General features: G+C 71.8%; 17 protein-coding genes. 7 read left to right on the top strand and 10 right to left on the bottom strand.

Translation table 11 applies throughout. The features are described 5' to 3' along the window. Positions 1–7 precede the first annotated feature (7 nt). Complete coding sequence (locus OG875_RS12430) at positions 8–955, top strand: STM4015 family protein (protein WP_330174274.1); 948 nt, start codon at positions 8–10, stop codon at positions 953–955. Positions 956–998: 43 nt separating this feature from the next. After that, entirely contained in the window at positions 999–2,216 is a 1,218-nt protein-coding gene (locus OG875_RS12425; RefSeq protein WP_330174273.1) for a wHTH domain-containing protein, read from the top strand. A gap of 23 nt (positions 2,217–2,239) precedes the next feature. Here the strand turns inward: OG875_RS12425 and OG875_RS12420 are convergent, their stop codons facing one another. Together OG875_RS12420 and argS are read right to left on the bottom strand one after the other, a co-directional pair. Continuing rightward, positions 2,240–3,412, bottom strand: a complete 1,173-nt coding sequence (locus OG875_RS12420; RefSeq protein ID WP_330174272.1) for a methyltransferase domain-containing protein — start codon at positions 3,410–3,412, stop codon at positions 2,240–2,242. A gap of 231 nt (positions 3,413–3,643) precedes the next feature. Next, complete coding sequence (argS, locus tag OG875_RS12415) at positions 3,644–5,407, bottom strand: arginine--tRNA ligase (protein WP_330174271.1); 1,764 nt, start codon at positions 5,405–5,407, stop codon at positions 3,644–3,646. A gap of 163 nt (positions 5,408–5,570) precedes the next feature. Here argS and lysS point away from each other — a divergent pair, with 163 nt between their 5' ends. Continuing rightward, on the top strand, positions 5,571–7,325 hold the full coding sequence (gene lysS / locus OG875_RS12410) for a lysine--tRNA ligase (RefSeq protein WP_330174270.1): 1,755 nt from the start codon (positions 5,571–5,573) through the stop codon (positions 7,323–7,325). A 209-nt stretch (positions 7,326–7,534) separates the two neighbouring features. Next, on the top strand, positions 7,535–7,747 hold the full coding sequence (locus tag OG875_RS12405; RefSeq protein ID WP_330174269.1) for a hypothetical protein: 213 nt from the start codon (positions 7,535–7,537) through the stop codon (positions 7,745–7,747). A 25-nt stretch (positions 7,748–7,772) separates the two neighbouring features. Here OG875_RS12405 and OG875_RS12400 read toward each other — a convergent pair whose 3' ends face one another. The 3 genes from OG875_RS12400 to OG875_RS12390 form a co-directional block, all read right to left on the bottom strand. Then, positions 7,773–9,296, bottom strand: coding sequence for a DUF2637 domain-containing protein (locus tag OG875_RS12400; RefSeq protein WP_330174268.1), 1,524 nt, complete (start codon positions 9,294–9,296; stop codon positions 7,773–7,775). 683 nt (positions 9,297–9,979) lie between these two features. Beyond that, positions 9,980–10,720, bottom strand: coding sequence for a DUF3558 domain-containing protein (locus OG875_RS12395; RefSeq protein ID WP_330174267.1), 741 nt, complete (start codon positions 10,718–10,720; stop codon positions 9,980–9,982). A 132-nt stretch (positions 10,721–10,852) separates the two neighbouring features. Continuing rightward, on the bottom strand, positions 10,853–11,725 hold the full coding sequence (locus OG875_RS12390) for a DUF3558 domain-containing protein (RefSeq protein ID WP_330177724.1): 873 nt from the start codon (positions 11,723–11,725) through the stop codon (positions 10,853–10,855). 366 nt (positions 11,726–12,091) lie between these two features. Here OG875_RS12390 and OG875_RS12385 point away from each other — a divergent pair, with 366 nt between their 5' ends. Then, complete coding sequence (locus OG875_RS12385; RefSeq protein ID WP_330174266.1) at positions 12,092–13,273, top strand: RtcB family protein; 1,182 nt, start codon at positions 12,092–12,094, stop codon at positions 13,271–13,273. Between the two features lie 73 nt (positions 13,274–13,346). Here the strand turns inward: OG875_RS12385 and OG875_RS12380 are convergent, their stop codons facing one another. The 5 genes from OG875_RS12380 to OG875_RS12360 form a co-directional block, all read right to left on the bottom strand. Next, the gene (locus OG875_RS12380) at positions 13,347–14,120 is read right to left on the bottom strand and encodes an SDR family oxidoreductase (RefSeq protein WP_330174265.1); all 774 of its coding nucleotides are present in this window, start codon (positions 14,118–14,120) and stop codon (positions 13,347–13,349) included. Between the two features lie 64 nt (positions 14,121–14,184). Then, positions 14,185–14,520, bottom strand: coding sequence for a YnfA family protein (locus OG875_RS12375; protein WP_330174264.1), 336 nt, complete (start codon positions 14,518–14,520; stop codon positions 14,185–14,187). A 128-nt stretch (positions 14,521–14,648) separates the two neighbouring features. After that, positions 14,649–15,383, bottom strand: coding sequence for a Mut7-C RNAse domain-containing protein (locus OG875_RS12370; protein ID WP_330174263.1), 735 nt, complete (start codon positions 15,381–15,383; stop codon positions 14,649–14,651). A gap of 172 nt (positions 15,384–15,555) precedes the next feature. After that, entirely contained in the window at positions 15,556–16,104 is a 549-nt protein-coding gene (locus tag OG875_RS12365) for a GNAT family N-acetyltransferase (protein ID WP_330174262.1), read from the bottom strand. A gap of 177 nt (positions 16,105–16,281) precedes the next feature. After that, complete coding sequence (locus OG875_RS12360) at positions 16,282–17,091, bottom strand: AraC family transcriptional regulator (protein WP_330174261.1); 810 nt, start codon at positions 17,089–17,091, stop codon at positions 16,282–16,284. A gap of 62 nt (positions 17,092–17,153) precedes the next feature. Between OG875_RS12360 and OG875_RS12355 the strand changes: the two genes are divergently transcribed. Together OG875_RS12355 and OG875_RS12350 are read left to right on the top strand one after the other, a co-directional pair. Continuing rightward, on the top strand, positions 17,154–17,756 hold the full coding sequence (locus OG875_RS12355; protein ID WP_330174260.1) for a TIGR03086 family metal-binding protein: 603 nt from the start codon (positions 17,154–17,156) through the stop codon (positions 17,754–17,756). Between the two features lie 288 nt (positions 17,757–18,044). Then, positions 18,045–19,220: a PucR family transcriptional regulator gene (locus tag OG875_RS12350; RefSeq protein WP_330174259.1), complete on the top strand. Its 1,176-nt coding sequence runs from the start codon at positions 18,045–18,047 to the stop codon at positions 19,218–19,220. The last annotated feature ends 6 nt before the right edge of the window (positions 19,221–19,226 follow it).

Here is a 19,226-nt window from a genome sequence, read left to right as displayed (position 1 = left end):
CCTGAACTTGTCCTACGCGCACCATGTCGAGCAGTTCCACGGACTGCCCGCGTACAACTTCCCTCCGTACGCCGATCCCGCCGCCCTGCCCCCCGCCGACGCCGTCGCCTGGCGCTTCGAGCGGGAGCCGTACGACTTCGAGGAGGACGCGGACGTCTGCTGGAAGCGCTTCACCGAGTCGGTGGAGATGGAGAAGGTACGGGCGATGATCTTCGGACAGCCCTGGTACGACGGCGACGGCGGCATGTCCGACGACGGACTGATCCAACTCGCGCCCCGGCTCACCGCGCTCGAAGCGCTGTTCCTCGGTGATCTGGAGGACGAGCAGGCGATGATCTCCACGATCTACCAGAGCGACCTCGCCCCGCTCCTGGCCGCCTTCCCCCATCTCAAGGAACTGGCGATACGCGGCGGGGAGGGGCTCGACTTCCCCGTCTCCGGCCACGACGAACTGCGCGTCCTGCGCGTCGAGTCCGGCGGGCTGCCCCCGCACGCGGCCGAACACATCGCCGCCGCCCGGCTGCCGTCGCTGGAGCGGCTGGAGCTGTGGCTCGGCGACGAGAACTACGGCGGCGGCGTCACGGTCGAGCAGCTCGCCCCGCTGTTCGCGGGCGAGGGCAAGCCCGCGCTGCGCCATCTCGGCCTCCAGAACAGCTTCATCCAGGACGAGTTGGCCGTCGCGCTCGGCGCCGCGACGGTCGTGCCGCAGCTCACCTCACTGAGCCTGTCGATGGGCACACTCTCCGACGACGGGGCGGAGGCACTCCTCCAGGGGCAGCCGCTCACCCATCTCCACGAACTCGACCTGTCCTTCCACTTCCTCAGCCACGCCATGATGCTGCGGCTCTGGACGGCCCTGGAGCCGGCGGGGGTGCGGGTGAATCTGACCGTGAGGCACCAGGCCGAGCCGGACGACTGGGACGAGGACGGCCGGTACATCGCGGCGTCCGAATGAGCACCGTCCCGTTTCCGCACCCCTGTCGAAAGGCCGTACCACCATGTCCCGCGAACCCGTACCGCAGGCCGCCGAGTCCGCGGACCCGGACGACGTCCTGATCGCCAGCAAGTATCTGAACAGCCGATACCCCTGGCAGGATCCCGCCGAGCAGGTGCCGTACGGGCGCGTGCTGCTCATCGCGGCCACGCTGAAGTGGGACCCCGCCGCCGTCGCCGTACGGCTGGAAGCACTGGGGTACGCCGACATCGAGCGCCCCGAAGGCCCGTTCCCCGGCGCCGTCGAGCCCGACGACGTGCGGCTGATCACCGGTGTGGACAGGAGGTTCGGCGCCCAGCCGATCGACCTCGGCACGACCGTGTCCCTGCGGCAGGTGGCCGAGTCGGCGGCTCTGACCAACCGCGCCCCGGCCGATGTCGCACGGCGGCTGACCGACCTCGGTTACCGGGTCGGGACCGGCGCCGGGCCGCTGCCGGAGTCCCCCCATCTCCGTGACATCACCCTGGTCCGTGCCGACCGCAGGGGCGAGTACTTCGACTGGGGCGCCGAGGTGTCCGCCGGTCAGGTGCTGGAGCTGGCACAGGAGCTGTCGTGCAGCCCGTACGTCGCCGCCGCACGGATGGTCGCGCTCGGGCTGCGGCTGCCGTACACCCCCGACCCCGGCGACGAGCAGCTCCTCGGACACCGGGACGCCACCTCCACCACCCCCAACGGCGGCGGATGGTACGGCCGGTGGTGGTCCCCGCCCGTCGGGCACATCCTGACCGTCGCCCGTGAGACGGGCCGCTCGCACGCGGACATCATCGCCCGGCTGCGTGAACTGGGCTGCCAGCCGCCGGACGGGAACGTGCCCGACGAGCCGGAGCCGGACGACCTCGTCCTCCTCAGTGAGAACGTCGACGGCCGGGCGCCCTGGATGGTCAAGAACCACTCCGTCGGACTGCGCGTACGGCACATCCTGCGCGCGTCCCTCGCCACCGGGCGCAGCCCCGCGTACGTCGCCGGGCGGCTGACCGAACTGGGCCACTGGCTGCACGAGAACGCGATCCTGCCGGAGACCGCCGACGAGGCCGACATCCGTCTGCTGGCCACACTCACCCGCTCGTACAAGGACGACGTCCACCTGGAGGACGTCCTGCGCAGCGCGACCCTGACGGGCCGCAGCCCGTCGGACGTCGCCGCCCGTCTGACCGCTCTGGGCCACCGCCTGCCGGACGAGGCGACGTACCCGGACATCCGGCCGCTGGCGCGCGCGGAGTAGCTGCCTGGGTGGCCGCCCGGTGACTACGGGGCGGGCGTCTCCGGGCTGTCCAGCCAGAGGCGCCGGCCGGTGGGGGTGACGGTGAGTCCGTACCGGGCGCGGTCCGGTGAACCGGCCCGCCGCCACCGGGCGTACGCGGACTCCACCTCGTCCCAGAGGCGGCGGGGGCCGTGCTGCCGGACGTCGAACCCGGTGGCGCCCGGCACGTGGTCGACCGAGGCCCAGGAGCCGGTGGTGCGGTCGGCCAGCCAGACGGTGAACTCGCCGTCCGGGCCGTGGCCCACGGCGTAACGGCACTCGGGGACGAGGACGCCCGCGCTGAACGCGGCGTTCTCGTCCCCGAAGACCTCGCGGGGGTCGAGGCGCGTGCGGGCGGCCGTGGCGTCGTTCGCGTCCGTGGCCCGGACGGTGGCCATCACATCGCGCTCGGGGGCCTCCTGCCGGTTCCACATGAAGGCGCAGTCGCCGACGACGGGGCCGCTCGCCGTGCCGTCGTCGGCCACGGTGAGGCGCAGAAGGACACCGTTGTAGAGGCCGGTGCCCCACGGCAGCACGATCACCCCACCGGGCGTGGTCTGTTCCACGAAGGCGTACGGCACGGTGTGGAGCGCGTACGTGGCGATGACCCGGTCGTACGGCGCGCGGGCCGGCCAGCCCCGGTCGCCGTCCCCGGTGATGACGGTGGGGGTGCGGCCGGCGTCCTTCAGGCGGGCGCGGGCGGTGTCGGCGAGGCGGGGGTCCATCTCGACGGACACCACGTTCTGGTCGCCCAGCCGGGCGGCGAGCAGCGCGGCGTTGTAACCGGTGCCGGTGCCGGCCTCCAGGACCGTCATGCCGTCGGTCACCGCGAGTTGGTCGAGCATGAGGGCCACGACGCGCGGCATGCTCGCGGAGCTGGACGGGACGAGCGCGAGCGCGGTCGGTGTCGCCGTCGCGCTGTCGTCGTGGGCGTTGTTGTCCTCGTAGTCCTCGACCTGGGTGACCAGCGCCTGGTCGTCATGGACGAGCGCGCGCCAACGGTCCGGTTCGGTGGCGCGGTCGACCGGGTGGTAGCCGCCCTCGCCACGGACCCAGACCCGGTCGGGAATGAACAGCCCGCGGTCGACCCGGGTGAACGTGTCACGCCAGGAGGCGCCGAGACGGCCCGCCTCGGCCAACTGCCGGGCGAGACAGGCCGGAGAGCCTTCGCCGCTCACCTCTTCGGTGTCTCCGGACGCTTCGGATCGGGCGGGGGAATCGGCCGGTCGGGTTTGTGCCCGTCACTCTCGGCCGTGTCGGGCTTGCCGCCGTGGCCACCGCTCATGTCCGTTCCTCTCCACTACCGCTCCACACCGGCCCACTTGCCGTAGTCAAAGCGTAGCGGAGAGTAACTGCCCTCGGAAAGTGACACGTTCGAGTGATGCTCGGCAAGATCCAGCCGACAGGCCCTAGAGCCGCTCGGGCGTCCGGATGCCCAGCAGTGCCATGCCCCGGTGGAGGGTGCGGGCCGTCAGGTCGCAGAGGAAGAGGCGGTTCTCCGCGACCTCCTGCGGCGGGGCCGGCTTGATCACCGGGCATTCGCTGTAGAACGTCGTGAAGAGGGACGACAGTTGGTACAGGTACGCGGTCAGCTTGTGCGGTTCGTACGCCGTCGCCGCCTCCGTCAGTACCTCGCCGAACTGGTCCAGGTGCAGGCCCAGGGCCCGTTCCGCCGGGGCCAGTTCGAGCTCGGGGTGGGGGACCGGTGTGCGGTCGCCCGCCTTGCCGAAGATCGACCGGGTACGGGCGTACGCGTACTGGATGTAGACGCTGGTGTCGCCGTTCAGCGACACCATCTGGTCCAGGTCGAACTTGTAGTCCCGCGCGGCGGACGTCGACAGGTCGGCGTACTTGACCGCGCCGATGCCCACCTGTGTGCCGCGTTCGGCGATCTCGTCCTCCGTGAGGTCCTTCGCCTTCTCCCGGACCACCGCCGACGCGCGCTCGACCGCCTCGTCCAGCAGGTCCACCAGCCGCACCGTCTCACCCTCACGGGTCTTGAACGGCTTGCCGTCCTTACCGAGGACGGTGCCGAAGGCGAGCTGGACGGCGTTCACCCGGTCGTTCAGCCAGCCCGCACGGCGGGCGGTCTCGAAGACCATCCGGAAGTGCAGCGACTGGCGGGCGTCCACCACGTACAGGAGGGTGTCCGCCTTCAGGTTCCCGACCCGGTCGCGGATCGCGGACAGGTCGGTGGCCGCGTACCCGTAACCGCCGTTGGACTTCTTGACGATCAGCGGGGTCGGATTGCCGTCCGGGCCCTTCACGTCGTCGAAGAAGACGCACAGCGCGCCGTCGGAGCGGACGGCGACGCCCGTCTCCTCAAGGATGCGGCACGTCTCTTCGAGCATGTCGTTGTAGCCGGACTCGCCGACGACGTCCTCGTCGCGGATCTCCATGTCGAGCAGGTCGAACACCGAGTGGAAGTAGATGTTCGACTCGTCCACGAACCGCTGCCAGTGGGCACGGGTCCCGGGGTCGCCCGCCTGGAGTGCCACGACCCGGTCCCGGGCGCGCGCCTTGAACTCCTCGTCCGAGTCGAAGAGCGCGCGGGAGGTCTTGTAGACACGGTCGAGGTTCGACATGGCCTCCTCGCCGGAGACCTCGCCGCCCCGGTTGTGGTCCAACTCGTGCGGGTGCTCGGTCAGATACTGGATGAGCATGCCGAACTGCGTGCCCCAGTCGCCGATGTGGTGGCGCCGGACCACGTTCTCGCCGGTGAACTCCAGGATCTCGACCATCGCGGCGCCGATCACGGCGGACCGCAGATGACCGACGTGCATCTCCTTGGCCACGTTCGGCTGCGCGTAGTCGATGACCGTCGTGCCGGGGTCCGTGGCGTAAGGGACGCCGAGCCGGTCGTCCGCGAGGCGGGCGGCCAGCGTCTCGATGATCGCCCGGTCCGTGACGGTGATGTTCAGGAAGCCGGGGCCGGAGACCTCGACCTCCTTGAAGAGGCCGCCGCCCGCCAGCGCGTCCACGACCTTCGTCGCCAGCTCGCGCGGATTGCCCTTCAGCTTCTTGGCGAGGGCCAGCATCCCGTTCGCCTGGAAATCCGCCCGGTCGCTCCGTCGCAGCAGGGGGTCCGCGGGGCCGGCCTCCGGCAGGGCTGCCGAGAGGGCGTCCGCGATGCGCTGATCGACGGTCGAGGCGAGGGAAGTGACCGGGGCCATGGGCGGGGAGCCGTTCCGTTGGAGGGGGTGTGCGTGAACCTATTCTTCCATGGGGCAACAAGTCGTTTTCGCATTGTCGTAGTGGCCTGGGACAATGGCCGTCGCCGGTATCGCAGGCGTACGGGCGCATTCCGCAGGGCGTAGCAGCAGCAGAAAGAAGGACGTGCCGACCGTGGCTCAGAGCACCGAGACCGACTGGGTCTCCCGTTTCGCGGACGATGTCATCGCCGAGTCGGAGCGGCGTGCGCCTGGCAAACCGGTCGTCGTCGCGTCCGGCATCTCGCCCTCCGGCCCGATCCACCTGGGCAACCTCCGCGAGGTCATGACGCCGCACCTCGTCGCCGACGAGATCCGCAGGCGGGGGTACGAGGTCAGGCACCTCATCTCCTGGGACGACTACGACCGTTACCGCAAGGTGCCGGCCGGGGTCCCCGGCGTCGACGCGTCGTGGAGCGAGCACATCGGCAAGCCGCTGACCTCCGTGCCCGCCCCGGCCGGGTCCGCGTACCCGAACTGGGCCGAGCACTTCAAGGCGCAGCTGATCGCGTCGCTGGTGGAGCTGGGCGTCGAGTACGACGGGATCAGCCAGACCGAGAAGTACCTGGCGGGCACGTACCGCGCGCAGGTCCTGCACGCGATGCGGCACCGGGGTGACATCGACGCGATCCTCGGGCGCTACCGCACGAAGGACACGTCGGCCGGGAGTTCCGGCGGGAAGAAGCCGCAGCAGAAGAAGGTCGAGGAGGCCGAGCTGGAGGCCGCCGAGGGATCGGGCGCCGCCGGCGAGGACGACGGCAGCGGCGGCTCGGCCGGCTACTTCCCGTACAAGCCGTACTGCGGCGACGAGGGCTGCGGCAAGGACCTGACCACGGTCACGGCGTACGACGACGAGACGACCGAGCTGACGTACGTCTGCCAGGCGTGCGGCTTCGGCGAGACCGTACGGCTCAGCGAGTTCGACCGCGGCAAGCTGGTCTGGAAGGTCGACTGGCCGATGCGCTGGGCGTACGAGGGCGTGATCTTCGAGCCGTCCGGTGTCGACCACTCGTCGCCCGGCTCGTCGTTCGTCGTCGGCGGCCAGATCGTGCGCGAGATCTTCGACGGGGTGCAGCCGATCGGCCCGATGTACGCGTTCGTGGGCATCTCCGGGATGGCGAAGATGTCGTCCTCCAAGGGAGGTGTGCCGATCCCGGCCGACGCGCTGCGGATCATGGAGGCACCGCTGCTGCGCTGGCTGTACGCGCGGCGCCGGCCGAACCAGTCCTTCAAGATCGCGTTCGACCAGGAGATCCAGCGGCTGTACGACGAGTGGGACGCCCTGGAGCGCAAGATCGCCGACGGTTCGGCGCAGGCGGCCGACGCGGCGGCGTACTCGCGTGCCACCCGCACGGCCGCCGGTGAGCTGCCGCGTACGCCGCACCCGCTGCCGTACCGCACGCTGGCCTCCGTCGTGGACATCACGGCGGGTGCCGAGGAGCAGACGCTGCGCATCCTCGGCGATCTGGCCCCGGCCAACCCGCTGACCTCGCTGGACGAGGCGCGGCCCCGGCTGGACCGGGCGGAGAACTGGATCACCAGCCAGGTGCCGGCCGAGGCGCGCACCGTCGTACGCGACGAGCCGGACCGGGAGCTGCTGGAGTCGCTGGACGAGCAGACGCGCGACGGCCTGCGGCTGCTGGCGGCGGACCTGGACGCGCACTGGTCGCTGGACGGGCTCACGACGCTCGTCTACGGCGTGCCGAAGGTCCTGGCGGGGCTGGAGCCCGACGCGAAGCCGACGCCGGAGCTGAAGGCCGCGCAGCGGTCGTTCTTCGCGGTGCTCTACCGGCTGCTGGTGAGCCGGGACACCGGGCCCCGGCTGCCGACACTGCTGCTCGCGGTGGGGGCGGACCGGGTGCGGGTGCTGCTGGGCGGCTGACCTCGCACAACCCCTGATGAGGGCCCTTGTCCGACGGATCGGACGAGGGCCTTCGTCATGCCGCCGCCCAGGTCGCCGCAGGTGTTTCCGGGCCGTTCGGCGCAGGTGGCACCGCACCGCTCGGCGTGGTGTCACCGCATCGTTCGGTGCACTCGTGGTTCGGCCTCACGCACGACGAAATCCGGCATTTCGGACGCGACGCCGGAGGCATGAAAGAAACCGTGGAAATCGTCGGCTGGGTCCTCGGGATCCGGGGAGCCATCGGCGTCACCGGACGCGTCCTCAGTGACAGCGACCGGGGTCTGGTGCACACCGTCATCGACAGTCCGCCCACCGCGCTGTACGTGGTACTCGCGGTCGTGGGCGCGGCGCCGGCCCTGTGGGGGGAGGCGACCCGCGGGACACGCGAGCAACGTGTCTGAGCGTGTCCGAACTCGTCGAACGTGTCTAGGCGATGTGTTCGGCGTCCTGCGCGTCGAGTTGTTCCTGGTAGCGACGGCGGAAGTCCTTCAGGTACGCGCGCAGGGAGCTCTCGCTCAGCGGGCCGCCCGAGCGGCCCGTCACGCCGTACAGGTCCTGCAAGTAGATCGCGAACTGGCGGGCGTTGGGATAGTCCTGACGCTCACTGACGTACCTGCGGAAGGCCGTGAAGTACGCCTCCTCGCGGCTCATCCCGTCGGGCAGGGAAGCGGTCGGCAGCTCCTCCAGCTCCGGCTCGGGCTCGGACTCCTGCTCGGGAGCGGGCTCGAAGTCGGTCGGGGGCTGGGGGCCGAGGGGGCGGCGGGACGGGGCGTCCCGGTGGGGCTGCTGCGCCTGGTCCGGGGCGGTGGCCTGCTGGTCCTCGTACCGCTCGGCCGGGTCGGCCGGCTCCGCGTGCCGCTCCCCGTACGGGGCGTACCGCTCGTCGGCCTGCTGGTGCGCCTGCTCGTACGGCTCGTACCGCTCCTCGTACTGCTGAGGGTCGTACGCGGGGTCGTACGCCCCCTGGTACGGGGCCTCCGGCGGGCGCTGGGCGGCGAACCAGGGGTTTCCCTGCGGGGCGTCGACGGCGTCCGGGGCCTGGTGCTGCTCCTCCTGCTCGCGCGCCCACTGCTCCTCCTTCTGGAGCTGGATCCACTCCTCCTCGGTGAGCTGCGGCTGCTGTTCCTGCTCCTGCTCCCGGTCCCGCTGCTGCTCCTGTGCCTGCTTCAGCTTCGGCGGGGGTCCCACCTGGGGGAGTTCGGCCACGGGCGGGGCGGCTGTCACCGACTGGACGGGGGCGGGCGCGGGCGGGAGAAGGGCCGGTTCGATGCCGGCGGCGGCGAGTCCGGCGGGGCCGGTCTCGGTGAGCGGGACCCCGTACTTGGCGAGCCGCAGCGGCATCATGGCCTCGATGGGCGCCTTGCGGCGCCAGTTGCGGCCGTAGCGGGCCTGGAGACGCGCCTGGTAGATGAGGCGGTCCTGTTCGAGTTGGATGATGTCCTCGTAACGGCGGATCTCCCACAGCTTCATCCGGCGCCACAGCTTGAACGTCGGGATCGGCGACAGCAGCCAGCGGGTGAGGCGGACACCCTCCATGTGCTTGTCGGCGGTGATGTCCGCGATGCGGCCCACCGCGTGACGGGCCGCCTCGACCGCGACGACGAAGAGGATCGGGATCACCGCGTGCATACCGACGCCGAGCGGGTCGGGCCAGGCGGCGGCGCCGTTGAAGGCGATGGTGGCGGCGGTCAGCATCCAGGCGGTCTGGCGCAGCAGCGGGAACGGGATCCGCAGCCAGGTCAGCAGGAGGTCGAGCGCCAGCAGGACGCAGATGCCCGCGTCGATTCCGATCGGGAAGACGATCGAGAACTTGCCGAAGCCCTTCTGCTCGGCGAGTTCGCGCACGGCGGCGTAGGACCCCGCGAAGCCGATCGCGGCGATGAGAACGGCGCCGGCGACGACGACGCCGATGAGTATTCGGTGCGTGCGAGTGAGCTGCATCGCGGCCACCCGTGGCCCCTCCCGTCATGGACATCTGGCGGGCACAGCCTGGCACATGTGTACGGGTGCTGTTGCCCGGGGAGCCCTGCGCGGCCGGGGAGTTGGCGGGCGGGGGCCGGACGGGCGGGTGCTTTGTCCGTGATTGCCGGGCGGACTGTGATGGGGCTGTGACGGACTCGTGAGTGGCGGGAGCGGTGGCCCGGGGGAGCGGGGTGGGAGGGGCGGTCCGGGCGGGGGCGGTGGCCTGGTGGGCGGGGGCGCGCGTGGGCAGGCGGGGGCGGGGGAGCGGTCCGGTCCGGGCGGCCCCGGGCGTCGGCCGGGGGCCTCGCCGGCCCACGGCGTGGCCCGCACGCGGCGTCACCGGTCCACTGCCTTGCCGACGCACGGCGTCACCGGCCCGCTGCCTCACTCGCACGCGGCCTTACCTGCCCGTTGCCCCCGGGGCTCGGGGCGACCGGGGGCTCCGGTTGTCGGCCGGGAGCCGGGGGCCTTACCCGCCCACGGTGTCATCCGTCCGCTGCCTCACCGGCCCACGGCGTGACCCGCACGCTGCCTTACCGGTCCACTGCCTCAGCGGTCCGTTGCCTCACCGGCCCACGGCCTCACTGGTCCACGGCCTCAACGGCCCGGTGCCCCCGGGGGCTGGGGGCGGCCGGCGGCTCGGGGCGGCCCGGGGCGGCCCGAGGCCGACGTCAGCTCGCTGCCTTGCTCGCCGACGGCAGGGTCGCCACCACTTCCTTGGCCGCCTTCGTCGCGTCCGCCACCAGGTCCGCCGCCGCCGGGGACTTGGCGCCCGCGTAGCCCGCGCCGTTGTACGTGAGCGTGATCACCACGTTCTCCGAGCGGGCCGCGATCGTCACGTTGCCGAACAGCTCGTCCGTCATCGTTATGCCGTACGTGATCGCCGTCGCCTCCGAGCCGACACCGGCGGCCGGGGCCGACTTCACGTTCTTCGCGCCCTTGGTGCCCTGGGCGGTGGCGACCACTTCCTTGTAGTACTCCGCGGCGCGGTCCTGGCCCGAGCCGAGGGTCGCGTCGGAGTCGTACCGCATGAAGGAGACGTCCAGCCACCGGTACTGCGAGCCCTTGACGCCGTTGTCGTCCAGGCCGTTCCACGAGCAGCTGCCGCGCGTCGTGATGTCCGAGGACTTGCCCGCCGAGCCCGACTTGTCCTTCGTCGCGGGCACCAGGTCCGCGACCGTCTTCGCGCTGACCGTCTTGCACAGGTCCGCCGGCAGGGTGGCGAACTTCGCGGGGGCGACCTTGGCCTCGGCCTTCGACGTCGCGGGCGCGGGCTTGTCCGCGTCCGTGGGGCCCTCGGAGTCGGACGAGCAGCCCGCCGCGACGACCATCAGCGGGACGGCCGCGCACGCGAGCATGCGAAGGCGGGTGCGGGTGCGGGAGCTGCTGGGTCGCGGGGCTGATCGCTGCATGGTTCCTTCACTCGGTCACTCGGTGGTCGTACGGTCCGATCGGCCACGGTAACCGGCCGGGGCCCGCCGCCGGGTGCGAGCGGCGTACTCGGCCCCGCGCCGGCGCCCGGCCGCGACGGCGCTCCGGCGCCGCTACTCGTCGAGCTGGTCGGCCAGCTGCCGGGCCAGTCCCCTGGCCTTTTCCTGGAGTTCCTTGCTGTCGGGGACCGTCGTCGGGTAGGTCGGCTGCTCCGCGTACCGCACCGTCACGACGACGTTGGATGTGCGGAAGACCACGCTGACCGTACGGCGCTTCGCGGCCGAACCGGACGACGCGTATACGTCGTCCACGAACGCCGCGTCGCCGAGATCCTCCAGCAGGCGGGGCTGGAGGCCGGGGGGCGGGTCGCTCTCGGAGGGGGTGGAGGTCGCGCCGGTGCCGGGTGCTGAAGCGGTGTGCGGGGTCTTGTCGGCGGAGGGCGACCCGGAGGGGTCCGGGGCGGCGCCGCTCGCGACCGGTTCGCCGGCGTCGTCCGTCCCGCCCGGCTTGTCCGCGCCCTCCGCGCCCTCCGTGCTGGACGCCTCGTCGGACGGGTCCTGCGAGACCGCCGCGGGCGGCGGCAGGGCGGCGGCGTCCTCTTTCTTCGCGTACACCTCCTGCGCCTTGTCGGCGTCACTCACCGACGGGTCGTAGGAGACGACGCGTTCCACGTCGATCACCAGGTGGTGCGAGGCGCTCGGGGCGTCGGCGGACCACGAGCACCCGACGCGGCGGTCGGTGTCGTACGTCACCGCGGCCGTGCCCTTGAGCGCCTTCTGCTGCTGCTCCTCGGGGAGCTGGGCGGCGCCCGGCAGCAGATCGCGCAGCGTGGCGCGGTCCACGGAGCCGCACGGCTCGCGCAGGGTGCGGTACTTGCCCGGCGGCGCGCTGGAGGCGGTCGGCGTACCGGCCTTGGCGTCGATGCCGGAGTCGTCGCCGCCGTCGCCGGAGGTGCACCCCGCGACGAGCGTCACGAACAGCGCCATCAGGCCGGTCGCGTACGCCTTCGCCTTTCGCTGCACGGTCCCTGGGCTCCCTTGTCTGCGCGGTGGTCGGTGTGCTGGTCTGCTTGCTGGTCTGTCTTGTCCGGTCGGCGGGCGGATCCGTGTGCCGGTTCGCGTGAGGCGGACGTGAGTTCTAGCTGGTCGTACAGGCTAGAACTACGCAGGTGCCGCGCCGGTTCCGGGTCCGGCGCACATGGCGGGTTCATGCGAAAAGGGTTTGCCGCCGCATGGCGTGCGGTGGACACAATGTGTACCTCAAGCACTGCCGTAGATGCCGGTTCGTTGTCTGGTTTGGCGTTCCTGGTTCCGGTTTTTGCTCTTTCAGACTTTCGGGGGAATCGAGGAGTTATGTCGTACGTCGAAGTGCCGGGAGAGAACGTCCCCATCCGTATGTGGACCGACCCGGCGTCCGTCGAGGACGTCGCGATGCGCCAGTTGCGCAACGTGGCGACGCTGCCGTGGATCAAGGGCCTCGCCGTGATGCCGGACGTCCACTTCGGCAAGGGCGCCACGGTGGGCTCGGTCATCGCGATGCGGGACGCGGTCTGCCCGGCGGCGGTGGGCGTCGACATCGGCTGCGGCATGTCGGCGGTGAAGACGTCCCTGACGGCCAACGACCTGCCGGGCGACCTGTCCCGCCTCCGCTCCCGGATCGAGGAGGCCATTCCGGTGGGGCGGGGGATGCACGAGGACCTGGTGGAGCCGGAAGGGGCCGGGGCGGGCTGGAGCGACTTCTGGGCGCGGTTCGACGGGATCGCCGAGTCGGTCAAATTCCGTCAGCAGCGCGCCGTGAGGCAGATGGGAACACTAGGTGGCGGTAATCATTTTATCGAGTTTTGTATCGATTCGACTGGTTCCGTCTGGCTGATGCTCCACTCCGGCTCCCGGAACATCGGCAACGAACTGGCCGACTTCCACATCGGCGTGGCCCGGAGTCTCCCGCACAACCAGGACCTGATCGATCCCGACCTGGCGGTCTTCGTCTCCGACACCCCGCAGATGCGGGCGTACCGCAACGATCTGTTCTGGGCGCAGGAGTACGCGAGCCACAACCGTGCCGTGATGATGGACCTCTTCAAGGAGGTCGTCCGCAAGGAGTTCAGGAAGGCCGGGGTCACCTTCGAACCGGTCATCTCCTGCCACCACAACTACGTGTCGGAGGAGCGGTACGACGGCATGGACCTGCTCGTCACCCGCAAGGGCGCGATCCGCGCGGGCAGCGGCGACTACGGGATCATCCCCGGCTCCATGGGCACCGGCTCGTACATCGTGAAGGGACTCGGCAACGAGGCGTCCTTCAACTCCGCGTCGCACGGCGCGGGGCGGCGCATGAGCCGTAACGCGGCGAAGAAGCGTTTCTCGACCAAGGACCTGGAGGAGCAGACGCGGGGCGTGGAGTGCCGTAAGGACTCCGGCGTCGTGGACGAGATCCCGGGCGCGTACAAGTCGATCGAGAAGGTCATCGACCAGCAGCGGGATCTGGTCGAGGTGGTCGCGAAGCTCAAGCAGGTGGTGTGTGTGAAGGGCTGACGGGGGCGGTCGGGGTCGGTGAGGGCGAGGAGTTCCGTGCGCCGGAGCCGGCCCCGGCCCCGGCGGATGCCGATCAGCGCTCGCGGTGCACCTTCGTGTTGGACGCCTGGGCGCGCGGGCGGACCACCAGGAGGTCGATGTTCACGTGGTGGGGGCGGGTGACCGCCCAGGTGATGGTGTCCGCCACGTCGTCCGCCGTGAGCGGTTCGGCGACCCCCTCGTACACCTTCGCCGCCCGTTCGGTGTCCCCCCGGAAGCGCGTGGAGGCGAACTCCTCCGTCTTGACCATGCCCGGCGCCACCTCGATCACCCGGACCGGGGTGCCCACGATCTCCAGCCGGAGCGTTTCCGCGAGGACGTGTTCGCCGTGCTTGGCCGCGACGTAGCCGCCGCCGCCCTCGTACGTGCCGTGACCGGCGGTGGAGGTGAGGACCACCACCGTGCCGTTGCCGCTCGCGGTGAGGGCGGGCAGCAGGGCCTGGGTGGTGTGGAGGGTGCCGATGACGTTCGTCTCGAACATCCGGCGCCAGTCCTCCGGGTCGCCGCCGGCGACCGTGTCCGCGCCGAGCGCGCCGCCCGCGTTGGCGACCAGCACGTCCACGGACGGGAGTTCGGCGAGCCCGGCGGCGAACGCGTCGACGGCCGCGCGGTCGGTGACGTCGAGGACATGGGCGGTGGCGGAGTGCCCGGCCGCGTTGATCTCGGCGGCCAGCGCCTCGATACGGTCCTTGCGGCGGGCGGTCACGACGACGTGATGGCCTGCCGCGGCGAGCCTGCGGGCGGTCGCGGCGCCGATGCCGCTGCTCGCTCCGGTGACGACGGCGGTGGGGATGCCGGCGACGGTCATGGCGTGCTCCTCGCGCGTGGGGTCGGCTGATCGACTTGCGGCCAGGATAAGCGGGTTGCGACGGTCAGTGGCCGCGCGGGGCGTACATCAGCACGGCCATGCCGACGAGACAGATCAGCGCCCCGGTGATGTCGTAGCGGTCGGGGCGGTAGCCGTCGGCGACCACGCCCCAGGCGATCGAACCGGCGACGAAGACGCCGCCGTACGCCGCGAGGATGCGGCCGAACTCGCCGTCGGGCTGGAGCGTCGCGACGAACCCGTACAGGCCGAGCGCGATGACGCCGGCGCCGATCCAGATCCAGCCCTTGTGTTCGCGCACGCCCTGCCAGACGAGCCACGCGCCGCCGATCTCGAAGAGGGCGGCGACGGCGAACAGGGCGACGGAGCGGGCGACGAGCATGGGGCCAGCCTGCCACGGGGCGGTGACGGGCGGCCCGCCGGACGGCCGCACGGGATCCCCGCCGGGGTGTGCCGTGAGGTGTGCTGTGAGGTGCGGAGGCCGGGACCGCCGGGACCGGGCCCCGCCAACTACGCCGCCGCGCCGCCGAATTCGCGGACCGCCTCGTCCACGATCGCCGCGAGCCGGGCGTGGTGCGCGCCGCGCCAGTAGACCCGGTCGCAGGACGTGCACCGCGCGAACACGTCGTACGTACGCTGCGTGCCCCGCTCCAGTTGGTCCGCCACGGAGTCCTTGTCGGCGGGGCCGAGCGACCCGTTGCACGCCGTGCAGCGCGTCCAGGGGGCCAGCGCGGGCGCGAACCGGCGCAGTACGTCGCGCAGTTGGTCGTCCGTACGGTCGCTGTAGATGTACGCCCCCGCCCAGATCTCCCGGCGCCGCAGCAGACCCCGGTCGCGGGAGAGCATGACCCGCCGTTCCCTCGCCGACAGCGCGGCCAGCGCCGCGTCGCCGATGTCCTCGCTCTCGTACGCCGCGTCGACACCCAGCAGCCGCATCCGGCGGGCCAGCGTGCCGAGATGGACGTCGAGCAGGAAGCGCAGCGGCGCGCCCGGTACGTGCTGGGGGCGGACCACCGCCCGTACCTCCACCGACTCGCCCGCCGACGGGACGTGCGACCGGGCCACCGGGCTGCCGTCGACCAGGAGTTGACCGGCCTCGGTGAGGGGGACGCCCAGGGACTCGACCACATGGCCGAGCGTGGACGAGCCGTCCGTCGTGACGGCGGTGGGTCCGCCGCGCCGTCCGGCCGGGACGAAGACATGCAGCTCAGGGGCGAAGGTGAGGTGGATCTCCGGTCCGTTCACGCCGTCAGCATGACACCGGGGCGCTGCGGCGGGCCAGGGCTTTCCGGGCGAGGCGCCCGCTTCGTCCCGGGGCCGGTCGGAACCCTCCGGGGGGCCGGTCGGAACCGGTCGGGGGCCGGCCGTGACCGTTCAGGGCCGCCCGGGGACGGCCCCGCAGGACCGCGCCGGGCCCTCATATCGCCTCGTCCGCCCTTTCGCCTGCCGCTTCGAGGTCGAGCCGCCATTCGTTGCAGCGCATGAGGTGACCGGCCGGATACTCGATCTCGGCCTCCCCGAGCAGCACGAAGCCCGCCTTGCGGCAGACCCCGTTCGACGGCGCGTTCGCCACCGACGGGTGCGCCATCAGCCAGCGGTGCCGACCGCCCGCCCGCGCCAGCTTCGCCACCTCCCTCGTCGCGGCCACCGCGAGCCCGCGTCCCTGGAACTCGCCCAGCACCGTCCAGCCCGCCTCGTACACCCCCTGGTCCCGCCAGGTGGTCGGCCAGAAGCCGATGTTGCCCACCGGCTCCTCGTCCGGCAGCAGCACGATCCGGAACATCAGGCCGTCGGCCATCGGGTTGGTGCTCAGCGCCACGTATCTGAGATGCCGGGACAGGAGCCGCTCCTCCGACTCCGGGCCGCCCAGGTGCGTCATCAGCTCCGGCGCGTTCGCGGCACGCAGCAGCCCGAGGTCCCGCAGGGACCATGGCTCCAGCCGCACCCGGGGTGCTGTCATCTCCATGGAACCGACTGTAGGGCGGACCACTGACAACGCCCCGGGAAGCCCACCCCCACCGGGCCGACGGCGGACGACGGACAGCGGACGACGACGGCGGAAAGCGGACGGCGGCACAGCAGGCCGGCACATGGGCACACCGGCCACCCGCGCCCCGGCCGACCGGTGCCCCCGCGCGGCGGACTACTCGACCGCGCGCGCGTACGCCGTCGGCGGCACGCCCACCGTCGCCGTGAAGTCCCGCACCAGATGCGCCTGGTCGCTGTAGCCCAGTTCCGCCGCCAGCGCCGCCCAGTCCAGCTCCTCCCGCGCCTCGGCGCGCTCCAGCGCCTCATGGATACGGTGCCGCAGGATCACCCACTTCGGCCCGACCCCCACATACCCGGCGAACAGCCGCTGCAACGAGCGCACCGACAGCCCGGCCGCCGCCGCCAGCTCCGCCGCCCGCCGGATCGTGCGGTCCTCGCCGACCAGCCCGACCACCCGCATCGCCTCGTCGGCCCTCGGGTCGGGCCGCGCGCCCACACCGAGGAGATACGCGTCGAGCGCGGCCACCCGCGCGTCCTCCTCAGGAGGGTCCAGCACCGCCGCCACGTCCGGGTCCGTCGCGGGCAGCACCTCGGCGACCGGCACCCGGCGCCCCGACCACGCGGACACCGGCGACGCGGGCGCGTACGGCCGGAAACCGCCGGGGCGGAACTTCACCCCGCACACCCGCCCGCGCCCCTCCAGCCGCTGCGTGAACAGCTCCAGACCGATCCCCGCCACCTCGCCCCACGGCGGGGCCGCGCCGAACCGCTGGAAGACCACGTTCACCGAGGGATGCGGGACGACGTGCGAGTCGTACGGCTCCGACAGGTCCCAGTCGATCAGCCAGTACGACTCCACGTACCGCCGCAGCTCCGGCGCGGGCAGCCGGCGCCGGAAGTGGACCCGCGCGAACAGGGCGGAGGCGTCGACGATGCCTCGGGTGTCACGCCGTGGAGCTGCCATGGCGGGATCCTATGTCGCGTTTGTTCAATACCCGCAGGTCCGCCGTGCCTAGCGTCGGCCCCATGAACGACAGCATCAGCAGCCTCCTCGAAACAGCCTCCGCCGACGCCCTTCCCGTGCTGCGCGGAGTACGCGACGACCAGCTCACCGGTCCCACCCCGTGCCCCGACTACGACGTACGGGGCCTGCTCGACCACCTCTTCCAGGTGGTCACCCACTTCCAGGTGCTCGCGGCCAAGGGCGAGGCCGACTTCGGTGCCGCGCCCGAGCGGCTGGGCGACGACCGGGGCGAGCGTTTCGCCGCCGAACTCGCCGTGCTGGCCGGGGCGTGGGCCGCGCCGGGCGCGGAGGACGGCGTCACCGGCGCGATGGACATGCCCGCGCGGACCGTCGGCTCGATGGCCCTCGGCGATGTACTCCTGCACTCCTGGGACCTGGCCCGCGCGACCGGGCAGCCGTACGAGCCGGACGCAGCCGTCGTACGGATGGTGAGTGCCGAGTTCGCGGAGCTGGTGCCGACCGGGCGGAAGATGGGCGCCTTCGGCGAGCCCAGGCCGGTGACGGAGGACGCCACCCCGTTCGACTCGCTGCTCGCCCTGACCGGCCGGGATCCGGCGTGGCAGCCGTCCGTGGCGGTCGGAACCGCCGGGGCCGACCGTGAATGAGCGGACGTGATCGGACCGAGGGTTGGTCTGAACGAACAGGAAAGTATCTGAACAAATCCGGTGCTGGAGTGCGAGTGCGCGCACTCCAGCACCGGAAGTCTGTCCCCCGTTGTCCCCCGTGTTCGTGCTCCGATCCTGTCACCTCGACGGCCTTCCGCGCATTGCCGGATTCCGGCAATCTTTACGCGTCCTTGATGCCGGTTGCCATCGCCCGGCACGCGTCTGACAGGGTGGAGCGCAGCCGCGTTAAGAACACGTCAGGACGGATCGGGAAGCCGGGGGGCTCGAATGACGGAACGGACGACGGAACGTACGGCGGGACTGACAACGGAACTGAGGACGGAACGGGCGACGGAACGGGCAGCGGGGCGCACGCCGGGGCGGAGCACGTACCGGAGCGCCGGTCCGGGGCCGTTCCAGGAGTACCTGACGGGCTACGACCGCATCCTCCGGGACGTCTCGGTGACCGGCCGCCGCCTCACCCGCGACGAACTCGACTCCCGGCGCGCGCTGGGCGAGCAGGCCGCCGAGGCCGGGCACGGCCTGCGCGCCCTCGTCAGCGGGCATCTGACCGCGACCCGGGACGCCTGGCCGGTGTCCCCGGCCGACGCGGCGTCCGCCGACAGTGTGCTGGCCGCCGTGGAGCAGGCGGTGGACGCGTTCGCCGAGGGCTACGAGCGGGCCCAGCGGCTCGCCGTACGCCGGGAGGAGGCGTCCCGGCGGGAGTTCATCGACGACCTGCTGCACGGGCGCAGCGACCTCGGCAGGCTCGCCGAGCGGGCGGGGCGGTTCGGGCTCCAGCTCTCCCACGCGCACGCGGTGGCCGTGGCGGTCGGGGAGACGGCGTACGCGGAGACCGACTCCGTGCCGCGCCGGGTGGAACTCGCCCTGGTCTCCCGGTTCGGTGACCGCCGCATCCTCCTCACCACCAAGGACGGGCGGCTCATCTGTGTCGCGCCCGCCGACGAGAGCGACGTCCTCACCTACTTCGCGAAGCAGGCGCACGCGGCGACGGACGGCGGGCGGGTCGCCATCGGGCGTGCGCACCCGGGGGCGGGCGGTGTCGTGCAGTCGTACGAGGAGGCCCTCAACGCGCACGATCTCGCGGTGCGCATCGGACTGGACGAACCGGTGCTGCGCGCGGACGACCTCTTGGTCTATCCGGTGCTCAGCCGGGACCGGGAGGCGCTGACCGATCTCGTACGCAGCGCGCTCGGTCCTCTTAAGGAGGCGCGCGGCGGCGCCCGGCCGCTGCTGGACACACTGGCGGCGTACTTCGACTCGGGGTGTGTGGCGGCGGAGGCGGCGCGGCGGCTGAACCTGAGCGTGCGGGCGCTGACGTACCGGCTGGAGCGCATACACAAACTGACCGGATCGGACCCGGCGGACCCGTTCCACCGCTACACGCTCCAGACGGCCGTGATCGGCGCGCGGTTGCTGGACTGGCCGGCGAGGGAACTCTGAGGGCGA

The organism is Streptomyces sp. NBC_01498, assembly GCF_036327775.1.
Taxonomy (GTDB): Bacteria; Actinomycetota; Actinomycetes; order Streptomycetales; family Streptomycetaceae; genus Streptomyces.
The sequence above is the reverse complement of the archived record's forward strand: the minus strand, read 5'-3'. Positions and strand labels throughout refer to the sequence as shown.

Coding starts and splice junctions, on each gene's coding strand:
- OG875_RS12425 (WP_330174273.1), top strand. CDS start 999: ATGTCCCGCGAACCCGTACCGCAGGCCGCCGAGTCCGCGGACCCGGAC.
- argS (WP_330174271.1), bottom strand. CDS start 5,407: ATGGCCCCGGTCACTTCCCTCGCCTCGACCGTCGATCAGCGCATCGCG.
- OG875_RS12405 (WP_330174269.1), top strand. CDS start 7,535: ATGAAAGAAACCGTGGAAATCGTCGGCTGGGTCCTCGGGATCCGGGGA.
- OG875_RS12395 (WP_330174267.1), bottom strand. CDS start 10,720: ATGCAGCGATCAGCCCCGCGACCCAGCAGCTCCCGCACCCGCACCCGC.
- OG875_RS12390 (WP_330177724.1), bottom strand. CDS start 11,725: ATGGCGCTGTTCGTGACGCTCGTCGCGGGGTGCACCTCCGGCGACGGC.
- OG875_RS12385 (WP_330174266.1), top strand. CDS start 12,092: ATGTCGTACGTCGAAGTGCCGGGAGAGAACGTCCCCATCCGTATGTGG.
- OG875_RS12380 (WP_330174265.1), bottom strand. CDS start 14,120: ATGACCGTCGCCGGCATCCCCACCGCCGTCGTCACCGGAGCGAGCAGC.
- OG875_RS12375 (WP_330174264.1), bottom strand. CDS start 14,520: ATGCTCGTCGCCCGCTCCGTCGCCCTGTTCGCCGTCGCCGCCCTCTTC.
- OG875_RS12365 (WP_330174262.1), bottom strand. CDS start 16,104: ATGGAGATGACAGCACCCCGGGTGCGGCTGGAGCCATGGTCCCTGCGG.
- OG875_RS12360 (WP_330174261.1), bottom strand. CDS start 17,091: ATGGCAGCTCCACGGCGTGACACCCGAGGCATCGTCGACGCCTCCGCC.
- OG875_RS12355 (WP_330174260.1), top strand. CDS start 17,154: ATGAACGACAGCATCAGCAGCCTCCTCGAAACAGCCTCCGCCGACGCC.
- OG875_RS12350 (WP_330174259.1), top strand. CDS start 18,045: ATGACGGAACGGACGACGGAACGTACGGCGGGACTGACAACGGAACTG.